This window comes from Ruegeria pomeroyi DSS-3 (assembly GCF_000011965.2).
In the GTDB taxonomy this organism is placed as follows: Bacteria; Pseudomonadota; Alphaproteobacteria; order Rhodobacterales; family Rhodobacteraceae; genus Ruegeria_B; species Ruegeria_B pomeroyi.
In genome coordinates this window covers 3,929,132-3,944,787 of sequence record NC_003911.12, presented here as the reverse complement: position 1 = coordinate 3,944,787, position 15,656 = coordinate 3,929,132, and the positions used below count along the sequence as shown (strand labels likewise).

The window sequence follows — 15,656 nt, the reverse complement described above, 5'->3', positions numbered from 1 at the left end:
TTAATCTGTGGTCCCGCGCGGAGGGATCAAGCCGCGTAACCTTCGAAGGTGATATTGTCGGCGATCCGGCGTGCCTCGGCCTCTTGCTCTGCCGAGCGTACCGTCCAGCACAGGACCGGCACGCTACGCGCCTTCAACTCGGCCACGCGCGGGCGGGAAAGGTCTTCGACCTCGTGACTGATGAAGCTGGCACCGACCCGGTCGTAATCGGGAATATCGCGCAGCCGCTCGCAGGTCGCCAGCGACAGCGGCCATTCGGCGGGGTCATAGGCGCTGGTCACCAGCCCGCGCGGCAGGTCGGGCGCCAAACGCGCCATCGCCGCGATACTATGCGGGTTGAAGGACATCACCGCGACCGCCCCGCGATACCCGGCCAGCGCGTCGGCGGTGGCCTGTTCCAGCGGCCCCACATCCGGGCCCATGCCGCCATCCTGATCCTTGAGTTCGATCAACAACGGCGCGCGACCCGCCGCCAGATCGAGGATTTCGGCCAGAGTCGGAATACCCTCGCCGTCGCCATGCAGCAACGCAACTTCCGCGGCCTCGGCAGCGGAGATCTGGCGGATCGGGCCGGCCCGGCCCGTCAGCCGGCCCATGTCGTAATCGTGGAATACCACCGCCTGCCCGTCGCGCGTCAGCTGCAGGTCGATTTCGACCCCATAACCGGCGTCGATCGCCGCGCGGATGGCCGCGCGGCTGTTCTCGGGCCGCCCGGCGGCTATGTCGTGAAAGCCGCGATGGGCGACGGGCTGCCCCAGCAGGGCGGCGGGCAGCATCGGCGTCATTTGACCTCGAAGATACCGTCGATCTCGACCGCGACGCCCAGCGGCAGCGCGGCGGCGCTGACGGCTGAACGCGAATGCCGCCCGGCTTCGCCCAACGCCTCGACCAGGAAATCGGAGGCACCGTTGATCACCTGCGGCTGTGCGGTGAAATCAGGGGTCGAGTTGACAAAGGCGGTCAGCTTTACCACCCGCACCAGCTGGTCCAGGTCGCCACCACAGGCGGCCTTGACCTGTGCCAGCAGGTTGATCGCACAGCGTTTGGCGGCAGCAGCACCGGCATTGACATCCATGTCGTCACCCAGCTTGCCGGTGATCAGGCCAGTCTCGTCATTCGAGATCTGGCCCGAGACATAGACGATATTCCCGATCTTGACGAAAGGCACGTAGTTGGCCGCCGGTGCCGGCGCGTTGGGCAGGGTCACCCCCAGGCTGGCCAGCTTGTCCTCATATCCCATGGCGTGCGTCCTCCTGTTCGCATTGACGGGCGGACGCTAGCCGGGAACGTCCGCCGCGAAAAGGGCCAAAGATCAGGTTTCCCGGAACGCCTTGGTGAAATAATCCGCCAGCGGCTTGACCAGATAATAGATCGGCGACTGGTCGGCGGTGCGGATAAAGGCCTCGACCGGCATGCCGGGGATCAGGATCGCACCCGGGGGCAGCTTGTCGACCTCGCCCTCGTTCAGCTGGATCTCGACCCGGTAATACGAGGCCTGGCTGGCCTCGTCGACAAAGGCATCGGCCGAGACCTGCATGACCGTGCCGATCAGTTCCGGCGTCAGGCGCTGATCCAGCGCCGAGAACCGCAAGGTCACCGATTGGCCCAAATGAATCTGGTCGATATGGATGGTTTCCACCTTGGCCGCGATAACAAGGGGTCGGTCCTGCGGCACCAGGAACAGCACCGGGTCGGCAGGCCGGATGACCGAGCGCGGCGTGTGCACCTGAAGGCCATAGACGATACCCGAGACGGGGGCCTTGATATCCAGCCGCGACAGCTGCTCGAGCAGCGAGCGGCGCTGCTCGGCCACTTCCAGCTCACGATACTGCAAATCACGCAGCTGGGTGATCGCGTCCTCGCGCTGCGTAGTGCCCAGTTTCAGGATCTCGATGTCGATCTCGGTGATGCGCCCCTCTTGCTGCGCCTGCGAGGCGATCAACTCGCCCAGTTCGCCTTCTAGCTCGGCCTTGGTCCGCTCGAGGCTGAGAACGCGGCCAGCCTGCGCCAGACCCTTGTCCAGCAGCGATTGCTGGCTGACCAACTCCTGCTCGATCAGTTCCAGCTGCGAGCGGCGCGAGCGCTGTTGCGCCACGATCCCCTCGATCTGGTTGCCGATCTGACCGCGTCTCTTTTCAAGCTGTTCGGTTTCCTTGGTCACCGATTCCTGTCGTGCACGAAACAGGCGTTCCTGCCCGTCGAGCAATTCGGCCACTTCGGCGCGCGCGCGCGCGGCCTCCAGCAGGTCCTCGTCAAAGACGATCTCGGAATTGCTATCGCGTTCGGCCTCCAGCCGGCCGCGCCGGGCCATAAGTTCGAACAGCTGGCCCTCGGCGATCAGCAATTGCGAGTTCAGAAGGTTGGAATCAAGCCGGATCAGGGTTTGGCCCTCGGGAACGGTATCGCCCTCGTCCACCAGGATTTCGGCCACCACGCCGCCGTCGAGATGCTGCACCACCTGCCGGTTGCGATCCACCTCGATGCGGCCACCAGCCACCACCGCGCCTGCGATCTGGCTAAGCACTGCCCAGGTCCCAAAGCCGCCAACAAGAACAATCAGACCGAGCAGGCCAAGTATGATCGGTTTGCGGGCCGAGAAGTCTTGCGCGCTCATCGGACGCCTCCCATGGTCTTGTTGCCTTTGATGACCTGGTGGTTGGTCACCATCTCTTTCAGGACCTGATCCTTGGGGCCGAATGCCATGCGAACGCCATGGTCAAGCACCAGCAGCATGTCGCATTCCGCGATCGCAGCGGGGCGATGCGCCATGATCAAGACCGATTTTCCGGCCTCTTTCAGAGATCGGATCGCCTTGTTCAGCGCGACCGATCCATCGTTGTCCAGGCTCGAATTGGGCTCGTCCAGAATGACAATCACCGGATCGTCATAGAGGGCACGGGCCAGGCCCACCCGCTGCATCTGACCGCCGGACAGGCGCCCGCCCCCCGCGGTGATATGGGTGTCATAGCCATCCGGCAATTGCAGAATCATGTCATGCACAGCGGCCTTGGTTGCCGCCTCGACGACCTTCTTGGCGTCGGGCTTTCCGCTCAGCCGTGCGATGTTCTCGGCAATCGTGCCTTCGAACAGCTGCACACGTTGCGGCAGATAGCCGATATGCTGCCCCAGAACGTCGGGATCATATTGATCGAGCGCCGCGCCATCCAACCGGACAGTGCCGCCGGCGGGACGCCAGACCCCGGTGAGCGCCCGGGCCAAGGTCGATTTGCCCGATCCCGATGGGCCGATCACGCCGATCGCCTGCCCCGGCTGTACGGTAAAGCTGACCGTCTTGAGTTGCGCGCGGGTATCACCCGGTGGCACCACGGTCAGCGACTGAACGTCCAGCTTGGCCTTCGGCTTTGGCAAATCCATCCGTTTGTTTTCAGGCGGCGCCTTTTCCAGCAATTCGCTGAGGCTGGACCACCCCTTGAGCGAACGCTGAACCACCTGCCACTGGTTCACGATCATCTCGACCGGCGCCAGGGCCCGTCCCATCAGGATCGAGGCAGCGATCATCGCACCCGGCGTCAATTCGCCCTGAAGAACCAGATAGGCACCAAGACCCAGCATCGCCGATTGCAGGAACAGGCGCAGTGTCTTTGTCAGGGTCGAAAAGCGGCCCATCACATCGCCGGCGGTCAGCCCTTCGGTCAGCGACGTCACCCGCGCCTTGCGCCAACGGTCGAAGGCCGCGCGCCGCATGCCCATCGACTGAATGGTTTCGGCTTCGGTGCGAATCTCGTCGCCCATCTTGCCGGCGCGATTGTTTGCAATGGCGGCATTCAGCGCCGGCTTGCGCGAGAACAGCTGGTTGAAACCGGTGATCCCGATCAGCAGGACTCCGCCGCCAACGGCCAACAGACCAAGCCAAGGGTGAAAGATCGCGATCGCGAACAGAAAGATCGGGGTCCAGGGCAGATCGAAGATCGCCATCGCAACCGGCGAGGCGATGAAACGCTGCACCGATTCGAGATCGGCCAATCCGGTCTGCGCAACCGGGTCCTGGGCCACCGCGGACCGCCGCACCATCGCGTCGAACACGCGCTGGTCCAGCGCCTCCTGAAACCGGGCACCGGCCCGCGACATCACCCGGCCGCGCGTGTAATCCAGTATGCCCATGACTCCATAGAGGAAAACCACCAGCAGCGACAACGCCACCAGGGTCTGTTCCGAGCGGCTGCCCAAAACGCGGTCATAGACCTGCAACATGTAAAGCGGCCCGGTCAGCATCAGGAGGTTGGCAAAGAAGCTGAACAAGGCGACGAACCAATAGAGGCCCCGACTCTGCCGACGCGCGGCGCGCAGCTCTTCTGCACCGTGCAGATGTGATCTTGGTTTCATGTCACCTCAGTTCCAACTCTTGCGCGTCCCTCGCAGGACACAATTGCATTATCCACAGGGCAGGTTCGTGCCGACCCTGTTTCAAATCCTCCAAAGATAAACTATGTGTCTCCAATGCATCCGTAGAAACACATCCTAACCGCGCATTTTTCAAGCCCGAATCGAATATCAGCCCGCAGGTTACGTACCGAGACCGACATGTCCAAACTCTCACTCTCCATCTTTCGGTTCAGCCTCGTTGCGATCTCCGCGCTTCTGTCCGCCTGTGCCGGGCAGTCGCCGGACTCGAATGCGGGTGGGCGCGTTCATGACCCTTATGAAAACACAAACCGCGCGATACACAACTTCAACCGGGGGGTGGACAAGGCGCTTTTCCGCCCAGCGGCCAAGGGATACGTGACCGTGGTGCCGCGTCCGATGGTGAATTCGTTCAACATGTTTGCCGAAAACCTGTCGCTGCCGGGACAGGCGGTGGACTATCTGTTGCAGGGCAAACCCAAGGAAATGGGCACCACTCTGTTCCGCTTCGTGGTGAACTCGACCGTCGGCTTTGCCGGGCTGGCCGACCCGGCCAGCGATTTCGAGATCCCGCGCGCCGATACCGATTTCGGCGAAACCCTGCATGTCTGGGGCGTCGCCGAGGGGCCCTATCTGGAACTGCCCCTTTATGGGCCCTCGACGGCGCGCGACGCGGTCGGCGTGGTGGTCAACCTGTTCACCAATCCCGTCGACTTTGCCCCGACCCGTCCGATCAACAACCTGGGGCTTTATGCCGAAGTGGTCCGGCGCTTGGGTGACCGGGGCCTTTATTCGGATACGGTCGATTCCATTCTCTACGGCAGTTCCGACAGTTACGCCCAGCTTCGTCTGATCTATCTGCAAAACCGCCGCTTCGAACTGGCAAGCGATGACGAGGATGCCTATCTGGGCCTCTACACCGACCCCTATGCAGAGCCGAGCTCTGCCGCAGTGACCGACCCCTATGAGGACCCTTATGCCGAGTAAGCTCTTCTCCCGCCGCTCTTTCGTGACCACCGCCTGTGCCGGGCTGGCAGCGCTGGCGTTGCCGCTGCCCGCAGTCGCGCTGACCGAGGCGCGCGCGGCCTCGCTGGTCAACGAGGTGGTGACCGAGATCAACCGCGTCATCGCCTCGGGCAAATCCGAAAACGCTATGATCCGCGATTTCGAGAAGCTCTTTGTGCGTTATGGCGATGTGCCGATCATGGCCCGCTATGCGCTGGGCCCGGACGCGCGCACCGCATCGCCGGCGCAGTTGAAATCGTTCACCCAGGCGTTTCAGGGATATATCTCGCGCAAATATGGCAAACGGTTCCGCGAATTCATCGGCGGCGAGGTGACCGTCAAGACCGCGCGCAAGATCAAGGCCGGTTACGAGGTCAAGACATCGGTCAAACTGCAAGGTCAGGCGCCGTTCGACGTGACCTTCCTCGTGTCGGACAAATCGGGCAAGGACAAGTTCTTCAACATGTTCATCGAAGGCGTGAACCTGCTGTTGACCGAGCGGACCGAGATCGGCTCGATGCTGGACCGGCGCAAGGGCGACCTGAACGCGCTGATCCGCGACCTGGCGAGCGCGGGGTAACCTCGCGCCCGGCCCGGGCCGGTCAGTTCCCGAACAGATCCCGCAACAACTGATCCACCGCCTGCCCCAACCCGCCCTTGGGTTGTTGTGGCTTGGGCTGGGCGATCGGCTTGGGCTGGCGCGGTGCCTGCATTGGCAGCGGGTTCACAGGGGTGCCTTCGTGCACGCGGATCATGGTCTCGTGCCAGATTTCGGCCGGCAATCCGCCGCCGGTCACCCCCTTGAGCGGTGTGTTGTCGTCATATCCCATCCACACGCCGGTCACGTAGTCTGCGGTGAAGCCGATGAACCAGGCATCGCGCGCCGCCTGGGTGGTGCCGGTCTTGCCCGCGGCGGGGCGCCCCGGCAGCGCGGCGCGACGGCCCGAGCCTTCGGAGATCACCTTCTCCATCATCCAGATCAGCTGCGCGGCGGCGTCCTTGTTGATCACCCGCTCGCCGATGCCGGTTCCGGTCGCCATCAACACCTCGTTCTCGCCCTGCAAGTGCAGTTCGGTCAGACCGTAGGGTTCGACCGAAGAACCGCCGTTCAGGATACCGGCATAGGCGCCGGTCATCTCGATCAGCGAGCTTTCCGAGGCGCCCAGCGCCAGCGCCGGACCCGCCGCCAGATCGCTATCGATGCCGAAATCGCTGGCCACCCTGCGCACATTGTCCAGCCCCATCGCCTCGGCCACCTTGACCGCCGGCACGTTCAGCGAATCCTTCAGCGCCTGTGCCAGGGTCACCCGGCCATAATGCTTGTTGGTATAGTTCTTGGGGCACCATTGCCCCGAGCCCGCGATATTGATGCAATAAGGCTCGTCCACCACGGTATCGAGCGGTGAGTGACCCAGCTCCAGCGCCGTGGCATAGACAAAGGGCTTGAACGACGACCCGGTCTGACGCGCCGCCTGGGTGGCGCGGTTGAACGCGCCGGTGACCTTTGTGTCGCGACCCCCGACCATGGCACGCACCGCGCCATCGGCCGACATCACCACGATCGCGGCCTGCGCCTTGGACCCGTCGCGCACCTTTTCCTGGAACACAAAGCGCATCGCCTCTTCGGCCGAGGTCTGGATGCGCTGATCAAGCGTGGTGCGGATGATCACGTCTTCGGTGGTGTTGCCGCCGAAATAGTCGGGCAGCTCGCTCATCACCCAATCGGCGAAATATCCCCCCGCCTGGGCGGCGGCGGCTTCGGACAGGCGGGCCGGGTTGGCGCGGGCGCCATCGGCCTGGGCGGCGGTCAGGTATCCCTGCTCCTCCATCAGCGCCACAACGACGCGCGCCCTTTCCTGCGAGCGTTTCAGGCTGTTGGTGGGCGCGTATCGGGTCGGCGCCACCAAAAGCCCGGCCAGCATCGCGGCCTCTGCCGGGTCCACCTGGGCCGAGGACTTGCCGAAATAACGCTGGCTGGCAGCCTCGAATCCCCGGGCGCCAGCGCCCAGAAAGGCGCGGTTCAGATAGATATTGAGGATCTCGTCCTTGCTGTACTTGGCCTCCATCGCCAGCGAATAGACCGCCTCCTTGACCTTGCGCCACAGCGAACCGCGGCGGCAGTCGGCCTCGTATGCCGCTTCGGATTTCCATTCTTCGGGGTCGAAAGGCACCCCGAGGCACAGAAGTTTCGCGGTCTGCTGGGTGATGGTCGAGCCGCCGTGCCCCGACAGCGGCCCACGCCCCTCGCGCAGGTTGATGCGCACCGCGCTGGCGATGCCGCGCGGGCTGAGGCCGACATGGTAATAGAACCGCTTGTCCTCGGTCGCGACGACTGCATTCTTGAGATGCGGCGAAACGGTGTCGGTGGTGATCACACCGCCGAACTGGTCGCCGCGCCAGGCAAAGACATCGCCCTCGCGGTCCAACAAGGTGACCGAGCCGCGCGCCCGTCCGTCCAGCAACGCGGTGACATCGGGCAGGGTCGAATAGACCAGCGCAACCGCCAGCCCCACCAGCAGCGCAACGATCATCCCGATCCGCCAGGCAAATCCCCAGATCAGGCCGAAGATCCAGCCGAAGAACCGCGAGAGCCAACCCAGCGGACCACCGCGCCTGGGCCGCTTGGGCGCGGGCGCCTTGCGCTTGGGCGCAGGTTTGCGCTTGGCGCCGGCGGCGGCCGGTTTGCCCTTGGTCGGGTATCGCTTGTCCGCGACAAGCTGCGATTTGCGACGCTTGGAATCCGTCATGCCCACTCTGCCCGGTCTTTGCCTTTGCCGCACCATAGCGCGGGCGGGCGATACTGTTGAGGTGTGTTTTTCCCGATCTTTCCCTTTAATCGCCGATGCATTTTTAGGCAACCGCACGTCGATGTGCAAAAAATGTGCAACTTTGCGCGATTCCGGGGCCGAGTTTGCCGGGATTTCGTTCCGAAAACGCCTCTGACGCTGTCTTTCTGCAAGTGCAAACACGCCGGATGCGCCGGCTGAACGAAGGGGAAAGACGTGAAACTGATCATTGCAACGATCAAACCGTTCAAGCTGGACGAGGTGCGCGAGGCGCTGACCGAGGCCGGCATTCGCGGAATGATGGTCACCGAGATCAAGGGCTTCGGCACCCAGTCGGGCCATACCGAGATTTATCGCGGCGCGGAATACACCGTGAACTTCGTGCCCAAGATCAAGCTGGAGCTGGTCGTCGCCGACCAGATCGCCGAGCAGATCGCCGACACCATCGCCCGTACCGCCCGCACCGGCAAGATTGGTGACGGCAAGATTTTCGTCCTCGACGTCGAGCAGGCCCTGCGCGTGCGCACCGGGGAAACCGACGACGACGCGCTGTAAGCCGACCGTCAGAATCATCCAAGGGAACCAAAGCCATGACGCTTATCAAGACACTACTTCCGGCGGCGGCGGTGATCGCGCTGCCCACGCTGGGCCTGGCCCAGGAGGCCACGGCGGACATCACCCCGCCGAACGAGGAAATCGGCTATATCTTCACCACTTTCATGTTCCTGGTCTCGGGCTTTCTGGTCATGTGGATGGCCGCGGGCTTTACCATGCTCGAGGCCGGGCTGGTCCGGCAAAAGAACGTGACCATGCAGCTGACCAAGAACATCGCGCTGTTTTCGCTGGCGGCGCTGATGTATTACCTGATCGGCTATAATCTGATGTATCCGGGCGACGGCTGGTCGATCGACGGTGTTCTGGGCGCCTTCTCGCCCGCTGCGATGGAACCGGTGGGCCTGGCCGATACCGAGACCGACCTGACCTATGCCTCGGTCGGTTCCGATTTCTACTTTCAGCTGATGTTCTGCGCCACCACCGCCTCGATCGTGTCGGGCACGCTGGCCGAGCGGATCAAGCTGTGGCCCTTTCTGGTCTTCGTGCTGGTTCTGACCGGGTTGATCTATCCGATCCAGGCCTCGTGGAAATGGGGCGGTGGTTTCCTTGACGCTGCGGGCTTCCTCGACTTTGCCGGTTCGACCGTGGTGCATTCGGTTGGTGGCTGGGCAGCATTGGCCGGTGCCCTGATCCTTGGCCCGCGTCTGGGCAAGTACAAGGACGGCCGCGTGATCCCCTTCATGGGCTCGAACCTGCCGCTGGCCACGCTGGGAACGTTCATCCTGTGGCTGGGTTGGTTCGGCTTCAACGGTGGCTCGCAGCTGTACATGGATACGGCGGGGAACGTTGCCGATATCAGCCGCATCTTTGCCAACACCAACACCGCCGCTGCCGGGGGGGCCGTCGCCGCGCTGCTGCTGACCCAGTTGCTCTACAAGAAGGTCGACCTGACCATGGTGCTGAACGGCGCACTGGCCGGCCTGGTGTCGATCACCGCCGAGCCGCTGACCCCGGGCCTGGGTTCGGCCACCCTGATCGGTGCCGTGGGTGGTGTGATCGTGGTCTTTGCCGTGCCCTTCCTTGACCGGCTCAAGATCGACGATGTGGTCGGCGCCATTCCGGTGCACCTGATGGCCGGTGTCTGGGGCACGCTGGCGGTCTGCCTGACCAATGGCGATGCAAACCTGGGTACCCAGCTTTATGCCATCGTCGTGGTTGGCCTCTTCACCTTCGTTGTGTCGGGAGCGGTCTGGTTCATCCTCAAAATGGTCATGGGTATCCGTGTCAGCGAAGAGGAAGAGATCAACGGGCTCGACATGGCGGAACTGGGCATGGAGGCCTATCCCGAATTTTCGAAAAGCTGACCTTCCTTCCTCACCATTGGTGAGACCTTGCCCGGGCCTTTGTGCCCGGGTTTTTTTGTGCCCTGGCGCTTGACGAATCAATTGCGGATATTCTTTATCCGTATTTATGAAACACACCGAAGGACTGGAATGGGCGGCGCATGCCTGCAGCCTGCTGGCCGCGCTGCCCCCCGACACATCCTTGCCCGCGCGGCTGCTGGCCGAATTCTTCGACCTGCCCGAGCCGTATCTGGCCAAGCAGATGCAGAAACTGTCGGCGGCGGGCATTGTCGAAACCCGCCGCGGGCCGCGCGGCGGCTATGCCTTGGCCCGTGCACCGGCCGAGATCTCGCTGTTGCAGATGGTGCAGGCCATCGACGGCGAGACGCGGCATTTCACTTGTACTGAACTGCGCCGCTGCGGGCCCAGCGGGGTCGAGGATTCGCAATACCTGCGCCCCTGCGGCATCGCCCGGTCCATGTGGCGGGCCGAGGCGGCGTGGCGGCGCGAACTGGCAGGCGTGACGCTGGCCGATCTCCTGCGGATGGGGATGCAGGACACCCCGCCCGAACAGGCCGCAAAGGCGCTGGCCTGGTTTCAGGAAAAGCTCTCACAAGACAAACCGACCCAGGAGCAAACGCCATGACGGCCCGCAAGATTCACCGCTGGAACGGGGCGCTTTTCGCCGCGTTCCTGCTGCTGCATTTCATCGCCCACCTGTCGGGGCTATGGGGCGTGGACGCCTATAACGCCACCCAGGACGCGCTGCGCCTGATCTATCGCAACCCGGTGACCGAGCCGCTGGTTCTGGCCTCGGCACTGGTGCAGATGGGGCTGGGGCTGAAGCTGCTGATCGCCCGCATCCGGCGCGGCCTGCGCGAGCCATGGGCGCGGGCACAGGTGATCTCGGGCGGGGTGGTGCTCTACTTCATGACCGAGCACCTGATCGCACTGATGCTGGCGCGCTGGGTCGACGGGCTGGACACCAATTTCTACTGGCCCGCCTCGGTGATGAGCGGTGCGCCCTTCACCTGGTATTTCATTCCCTATTACAGCCTGGGCGTGATTGCCCTGTTCGTGCATCTGGGCTGTGCCCTGCGGCTGATCCTGCTGCGCCGGGGCGCGCGCGGACAGGCGCGCGTGGCGTTCTGGGGCATCGTGCTGGCCGGGATCATCATCGCCTGGCTGATCGTGGCGATGCTGCTGGGGGCGTTCTACGACATCACGCTGCCGCCCGAATGGCTGGCCTATCTGCGCAAGTTCGTGCCCGGCTTTACCTCCTGAAACAACCAAAGACCGCCCATTGGGGCGGCCTTTGCCTGTCCGGGACCGGGGTTCAGATCCCGGCGTCGATGATCGCCTTGGCCAGGATCGGCACCGTCTGGGCATTCAGCCCGGCGATATTCATCCGGCTGTCGCCCACCATGTAGATGCCGAACTCGGTCCGCAGCTTCTCGACCAACTCGGGCGCCGCGCCGATACGCGAGAACATGCCCCGGTGCTGCGCGATAAAACTGAACCGGTCCGAGCCGCTCAGACGCTGCAACTCGTCGGCCAGCTGCTGGCGCAGACCCAGCATCGACAGGCGGATTTCCTCCAGCTCGGCCATCCAGTCGGCGCGCAGCGCGTCGTCGTTCAGGATGGTGGTCACCACCCGCGCGCCGTGATCGGGCGGGAAGGAATAGTTCTGACGGTTCAGAAACGCCAAAGTCGCCTGGTTCAGCGCGGTCTGGCCGCTGTCCTGACTGACCGCCATCAACAGGCCGGTGCGCTCGCGATAGACGCCAAAGTTCTTGGAGCAGGACGCCGCGATCAGGCATTCCTTGACCGACGAGGCCACCAGTCGGGTGCCCTGCGCATCTTCCTCCAGCCCGTCGCCAAAGCCCTGATAGGCGATGTCGATCATCGCCACGAGGCCCTTGGCATTGATCAGCTTCACCACCTCTCTCCACTGGCTCAGGTTCAGGTTGGCGCCGGTCGGGTTGTGGCAGCAGCCATGCAGCAGCACCACGTCGCCCGCGCGCGCCTGACCCAGATCGACCAGCATGCCCTCGAAATCGACGCCACGGCTGTCGGCATCGAAATAGCGATAGGGCACCATGGTCATGCCCAGGTAGTTCAGGATCGAGATATGGTTGGGCCAGGTCGGGTCCGAGACGAAAACCCGCGCCTCGGGACTGGCCATCTTGATCAGCTCGAACGCCTGCCGGCATGCGCCGGTGCCACCCGGCGTGGCCGCAGCGCCGACATTGGCGCGCTGCACCGCATCGCCCAGGATCAGCTTGATCATCGCATCCGAATAGGCCGGATCGCCGATCAGCCCGGTATAGGATTTGCTCTCCTGTTGCTCCCACACGATCTTTTCGGCCGCCTTGACGGCGCGCATCACCGGGGTCACGCCCTCGGCGTTCTTGTAGACGCCAACGCCCAGGTCGATCTTGTCGCTGCGCGGATCGTCCTTGTACATCTGCATCAGGGCAAGGATCTTGTCCGCAGGCTGCGCCTTGAGGTTTTCGAACATCAGTTCTCTCCAGTTGCGACGGGCAGGGTTGGGAAGGCACCCCATTCAGCCCAGGAGCCGTCATAAAGCGAGTGATCGGTCTTGCCCATGCGCTGCAGCGCCAGGCTGAGAATGGCCGCCGTCACGCCCGAACCGCAGGTGGTGATCACCGGCTTCTTCAGGTCGACGCCGGCAGCCTCGAACACGGCGCGGCAATCGGCGGGCGATTTCATGGTGCCGTTCTTGTTCAGCAGCGTGCCAAAGGGCACGTTCTTGGACCCCGGAATATGGCCGCCGCGCAGCCCCGGGCGCGGCTCGGGGTCGGTCCCGGCAAAGCGCCCGGCCGAGCGGGCATCGACGATCTCGTGATCGTGCAGCTTGGCCGCCGCCGAAACCTGAGTAACATCGCGCAGCAGATGGTTCTGGACCCGCACTGTCATGTGACGATCTCGGATCACCGGCGGCAGATCCTCGATCGGATGCCCCTCAGCCTGCCATTTCGGCAAGCCACCATCCAGCACGGCGATATTGTCCTGCCCCATCAGCTTGAACAGCCACCAGACGCGGGCCGCCGATTGCAGGCCGAGCGAGTCATAGACCACGACCTGATGGCCATCGCCCACGCCCATCGCCCGCAGGCGCGACATGAACTTCTCGACCGGCGGCACCATATGCGGCAGGTCCGAACGGTGGTCCGAGATATCGTCGATGTCAAAGAACCGTGCGCCGGGGATATGGGCGGCCTCATATTCTGCCTTGGGGTCACGTCCCAGATGCGGCAGGTGCCAGGACCCATCGAGAATCCGCAGATCGGGATCCTTCAGATGGGCGGCGAGCCAGTCGGTGGAAACCAGTGTTTTCGGATCATCCTGCATAAATGCCTCCCGATTGCGCGCAATCTGTCCCTACCGAACCCGCGACACGGGTTCAAGCGTGGATGGCGGGCCTGCGATGCGCTGTCACTGGTCCTTCGCCCTGCGCGATGATACGCGCGATTGCCGCGGCGGTCGGCTCGTAGGCGACCGCCATGTCATTGGCATTGGCGTGCAGGATACGCTCGGCATCCGCCACCAGCGCCACGTGACCGGTCCAGAACAGCAGGTCGCCGCGCCGGGGTTGGGTGCCGGGCGGCATCAGCGTGCCCACAGCGCGCGATTGCGGGCCACTGTCACCCGGGCAGGGATGGCCACAGGCCAGCAGCGCCGCCTGCACCAGCCCCGAACAGTCGATACCCCAGCGGCTGTCGCCACCCCAAAGATAGGGTGTGCCCAGAAACAGTTCGGCCACCGCCACGGGATCGGTCAACCTCTGGCCCATCGGGGTCAGGTGCTGCACCGGGATATGGCCCTGCGCCGTCTCTGCGAACCGGCCCGACACCGCGTGCACCGCCACCCGCGACCCGAAGCTGAGCGCCATCAGGTCCGGGCTTTTCAGATCGGCGCGGGCATAGGCATGAGTCGATGGCGCGCTGACCCAATGGGTGGGCACCGCATCCGCGCCCAGCACATCCGCGGGCAGCCAGCCCTCGTAGCCATCCTTGTCGGCGCGGATTCGCGCCCAGTTTTCCTGCCGCTCCAGAAGCTCGACCCGCGCGCCCAGCAGAACCTGACGGTCGCGCGGCCCCTCCGGGCAGCGCAACAGGTCGACGACCGGGCGCAGGATGGCATGCGCGCTCATAGGTCCAGCATCCGGGGCAGGGCCGCCAGCAGGGCGCGCGGCCCCTGTCCCACACCGCCCTTGGGACGGCCCGGCGCCTTGACCGGCTGCCAGCCATAGATGTCGAAATGCATATAGGGTGCCACAACAAAGCGGCGCAGGAACAGCGCGGCGGTGATCGACCCGGCAAAGCCACCGCCTGGAGCATTGTCCAGATCGGCGATGCCCGGTTCGATCATCTCTTCATAGGGGGTGTGGAACGGCATTCGCCAGACCGGATCCGCCGCGCCCAGCGCCGCCTCGGCCAGGGCCTGCGCGGCGCTGTCGTCATCGCTGTAGAAGGGCGCCAGATCGGGGCCGACCGCCACCCGCGCGGCCCCGGTCAGCGTCGCCATCGAGATCACCAGATCGGGTGCACCCTCATCCGCCAGTGCCAGCGCGTCAGCCAGCACCAGCCGCCCCTCGGCATCGGTATTGTTGATCTCGACCGTCAGCCCCTTGCGCGAAGTCAGGATGTCGCCGGGGCGGAACGCATTACCTGAAACGGCGTTTTCGACCGCGGGAATCAGCACCCTGAGCTGCACGGGCAGATCAAGCGCCATGATCATCCGCGCCAGACCCAGAACGTTGGCCGCCCCGCCCATGTCCTTTTTCATCAGGGCCATGCTATTGCCCGGTTTGAGGTTCAGACCACCGGTATCGAAACAGACCCCCTTGCCCACCAGCGTCAGTTTCGGCCCCACCGTGCCCCGGCGCAGTTCGATCAGGCGCGGGGCGCGCGCGGCGGCACGACCGACCGCATGGATCATCGGAAAATTGTGGCTGAGCAGATCGTCGCCGACAATCGCGGTGCAGGTGGCGCCAAACTCTGCCGCCAGTGCCTCGACCGCCGCTTGCAGCGCATCGGGGCCCATATCCTGAGCCGGCGTGTTGATCAGATCGCGGGTCAGCGCCTCGGATGTCGCCATCGCCTCGATCCGGGCGGCATCGACCCCGGCGGGGGCCACCAGGCGCGCCTTGGCCGGAGACTGCCCCTTGTACCGGTCAAAGGCATAACCGGTCATCAGCCAACCGAAACATTCGGCCTCGGCCTGCGCCTCGGGCAGGCCCGAGCCGATGCGCCAGATGCCTTCGGGCAAGGATTCGGCCGCGGCGGCCAGCACGAACCGCTTGCGCGCCCGGGTCTCGGCGCTGCCATAGCCCGCGAGCGCCATCACGGGCGCTCCGGTCTCGCCCGGGACCGGCAGCGCCTGACCGATGGCGCCGGTAAAGCCGCTGGCCCTGACCCAGGCCGCAACCGATGCCGGCTGCCCTTGCAACCAGCCATCCAGAGCGGTCTTTTCGATGACGTGAAGCGGCAGCGCATCCGCATCGGCGGGGGCGAAACTGAGGGGCATCTGCGACCTTTCCAACATGGTGACAGGCCCAGACTATCGGGCCCACAGCGAC

Annotated in this window: 15 protein-coding genes; 6 read left to right on the top strand and 9 right to left on the bottom strand. The window is 64.3% G+C overall.

Features of this window, described 5'->3' with window-relative positions:
* Positions 1–26 precede the first annotated feature (26 nt).
* From SPO_RS18935 to SPO_RS18920, 4 genes are all read right to left on the bottom strand, one after another.
* Positions 27–785 (bottom strand): glycerophosphodiester phosphodiesterase family protein, encoded by a 759-nt coding sequence (locus SPO_RS18935; protein WP_011049409.1) that lies wholly within the window; start codon positions 783–785, stop codon positions 27–29.
* Positions 782–1,240 carry a RidA family protein gene (locus SPO_RS18930; protein WP_011049408.1) on the bottom strand — a complete coding sequence of 153 codons (459 nt, stop codon included), beginning with the start codon at positions 1,238–1,240 and terminating at the stop codon, positions 782–784. Before SPO_RS18930 ends, SPO_RS18935 begins: the two co-directional genes overlap by 4 nt.
* Before the next feature lie 72 nt (positions 1,241–1,312).
* Positions 1,313–2,614 (bottom strand): HlyD family type I secretion periplasmic adaptor subunit, encoded by a 1,302-nt coding sequence (locus tag SPO_RS18925; protein WP_011049407.1) that lies wholly within the window; start codon positions 2,612–2,614, stop codon positions 1,313–1,315.
* Positions 2,611–4,344: a type I secretion system permease/ATPase gene (locus SPO_RS18920; RefSeq protein WP_011049406.1), complete on the bottom strand. Its 1,734-nt coding sequence runs from the start codon at positions 4,342–4,344 to the stop codon at positions 2,611–2,613. The genes SPO_RS18925 and SPO_RS18920 overlap by 4 nt, the downstream gene beginning before the upstream one ends.
* Before the next feature lie 198 nt (positions 4,345–4,542).
* On the opposite strand from SPO_RS18920, the gene SPO_RS18915 reads away from it, so the two are divergent.
* Complete coding sequence (locus tag SPO_RS18915; protein WP_011049405.1) at positions 4,543–5,349, top strand: MlaA family lipoprotein; 807 nt, start codon at positions 4,543–4,545, stop codon at positions 5,347–5,349.
* The gene (locus SPO_RS18910) at positions 5,339–5,947 is read left to right on the top strand and encodes an MlaC/ttg2D family ABC transporter substrate-binding protein (RefSeq protein ID WP_011049404.1); all 609 of its coding nucleotides are present in this window, start codon (positions 5,339–5,341) and stop codon (positions 5,945–5,947) included. Before SPO_RS18915 ends, SPO_RS18910 begins: the two co-directional genes overlap by 11 nt.
* A 22-nt stretch (positions 5,948–5,969) precedes the next feature.
* On the opposite strand, the gene SPO_RS18905 is transcribed toward SPO_RS18910, so the two are convergent.
* Entirely contained in the window at positions 5,970–8,114 is a 2,145-nt protein-coding gene (locus tag SPO_RS18905) for a transglycosylase domain-containing protein (protein WP_044028840.1), read from the bottom strand.
* Positions 8,115–8,369: 255 nt separating this feature from the next.
* Here SPO_RS18905 and SPO_RS18900 point away from each other — a divergent pair, with 255 nt between their 5' ends.
* From SPO_RS18900 to SPO_RS18885, 4 genes are all read left to right on the top strand, one after another.
* Entirely contained in the window at positions 8,370–8,708 is a 339-nt protein-coding gene (locus SPO_RS18900; RefSeq protein ID WP_011049402.1) for a P-II family nitrogen regulator, read from the top strand.
* Between the two features lie 35 nt (positions 8,709–8,743).
* Positions 8,744–10,072, top strand: a complete 1,329-nt coding sequence (locus SPO_RS18895; protein WP_011049401.1) for an ammonium transporter — start codon at positions 8,744–8,746, stop codon at positions 10,070–10,072.
* A 106-nt stretch (positions 10,073–10,178) separates the two neighbouring features.
* On the top strand, positions 10,179–10,697 hold the full coding sequence (locus SPO_RS18890) for an RrF2 family transcriptional regulator (RefSeq protein WP_011049400.1): 519 nt from the start codon (positions 10,179–10,181) through the stop codon (positions 10,695–10,697).
* The gene (locus SPO_RS18885; protein WP_011049399.1) at positions 10,694–11,335 is read left to right on the top strand and encodes a hypothetical protein; all 642 of its coding nucleotides are present in this window, start codon (positions 10,694–10,696) and stop codon (positions 11,333–11,335) included. The genes SPO_RS18890 and SPO_RS18885 overlap by 4 nt, the downstream gene beginning before the upstream one ends.
* Before the next feature lie 52 nt (positions 11,336–11,387).
* Here SPO_RS18885 and SPO_RS18880 read toward each other — a convergent pair whose 3' ends face one another.
* From SPO_RS18880 to SPO_RS18865, 4 genes are read right to left on the bottom strand one after another with little or no spacing between them, the layout of a single operon-like run.
* Positions 11,388–12,572: an aromatic amino acid transaminase gene (locus tag SPO_RS18880; RefSeq protein ID WP_011049398.1), complete on the bottom strand. Its 1,185-nt coding sequence runs from the start codon at positions 12,570–12,572 to the stop codon at positions 11,388–11,390.
* Positions 12,572–13,426, bottom strand: coding sequence for a 3-mercaptopyruvate sulfurtransferase (gene sseA, locus SPO_RS18875; protein WP_011049397.1), 855 nt, complete (start codon positions 13,424–13,426; stop codon positions 12,572–12,574). The genes SPO_RS18880 and sseA overlap by 1 nt, the downstream gene beginning before the upstream one ends.
* A gap of 52 nt (positions 13,427–13,478) precedes the next feature.
* Positions 13,479–14,228: a C40 family peptidase gene (locus SPO_RS18870; RefSeq protein ID WP_011049396.1), complete on the bottom strand. Its 750-nt coding sequence runs from the start codon at positions 14,226–14,228 to the stop codon at positions 13,479–13,481.
* Positions 14,225–15,604, bottom strand: coding sequence for a leucyl aminopeptidase family protein (locus tag SPO_RS18865; RefSeq protein ID WP_030003270.1), 1,380 nt, complete (start codon positions 15,602–15,604; stop codon positions 14,225–14,227). The genes SPO_RS18870 and SPO_RS18865 overlap by 4 nt, the downstream gene beginning before the upstream one ends.
* Positions 15,605–15,656 lie beyond the last annotated feature (52 nt).

Excerpts from the sequence above, each read along its gene's own strand:
- SPO_RS18935 (WP_011049409.1), bottom strand. The coding sequence starts at position 785 with ATGACGCCGATGCTGCCCGCCGCCCTGCTGGGGCAGCCCGTCGCCCAT.
- SPO_RS18930 (WP_011049408.1), bottom strand. The coding sequence starts at position 1,240 with ATGGGATATGAGGACAAGCTGGCCAGCCTGGGGGTGACCCTGCCCAAC.
- SPO_RS18925 (WP_011049407.1), bottom strand. The coding sequence starts at position 2,614 with ATGAGCGCGCAAGACTTCTCGGCCCGCAAACCGATCATACTTGGCCTG.
- SPO_RS18920 (WP_011049406.1), bottom strand. The coding sequence starts at position 4,344 with ATGAAACCAAGATCACATCTGCACGGTGCAGAAGAGCTGCGCGCCGCG.
- SPO_RS18915 (WP_011049405.1), top strand. The coding sequence starts at position 4,543 with ATGTCCAAACTCTCACTCTCCATCTTTCGGTTCAGCCTCGTTGCGATC.
- SPO_RS18910 (WP_011049404.1), top strand. The coding sequence starts at position 5,339 with ATGCCGAGTAAGCTCTTCTCCCGCCGCTCTTTCGTGACCACCGCCTGT.
- SPO_RS18905 (WP_044028840.1), bottom strand. The coding sequence starts at position 8,114 with ATGACGGATTCCAAGCGTCGCAAATCGCAGCTTGTCGCGGACAAGCGA.
- SPO_RS18895 (WP_011049401.1), top strand. The coding sequence starts at position 8,744 with ATGACGCTTATCAAGACACTACTTCCGGCGGCGGCGGTGATCGCGCTG.
- SPO_RS18890 (WP_011049400.1), top strand. The coding sequence starts at position 10,179 with ATGAAACACACCGAAGGACTGGAATGGGCGGCGCATGCCTGCAGCCTG.
- SPO_RS18885 (WP_011049399.1), top strand. The coding sequence starts at position 10,694 with ATGACGGCCCGCAAGATTCACCGCTGGAACGGGGCGCTTTTCGCCGCG.
- SPO_RS18880 (WP_011049398.1), bottom strand. The coding sequence starts at position 12,572 with ATGTTCGAAAACCTCAAGGCGCAGCCTGCGGACAAGATCCTTGCCCTG.
- sseA (WP_011049397.1), bottom strand. The coding sequence starts at position 13,426 with ATGCAGGATGATCCGAAAACACTGGTTTCCACCGACTGGCTCGCCGCC.
- SPO_RS18870 (WP_011049396.1), bottom strand. The coding sequence starts at position 14,228 with ATGAGCGCGCATGCCATCCTGCGCCCGGTCGTCGACCTGTTGCGCTGC.
- SPO_RS18865 (WP_030003270.1), bottom strand. The coding sequence starts at position 15,604 with ATGCCCCTCAGTTTCGCCCCCGCCGATGCGGATGCGCTGCCGCTTCAC.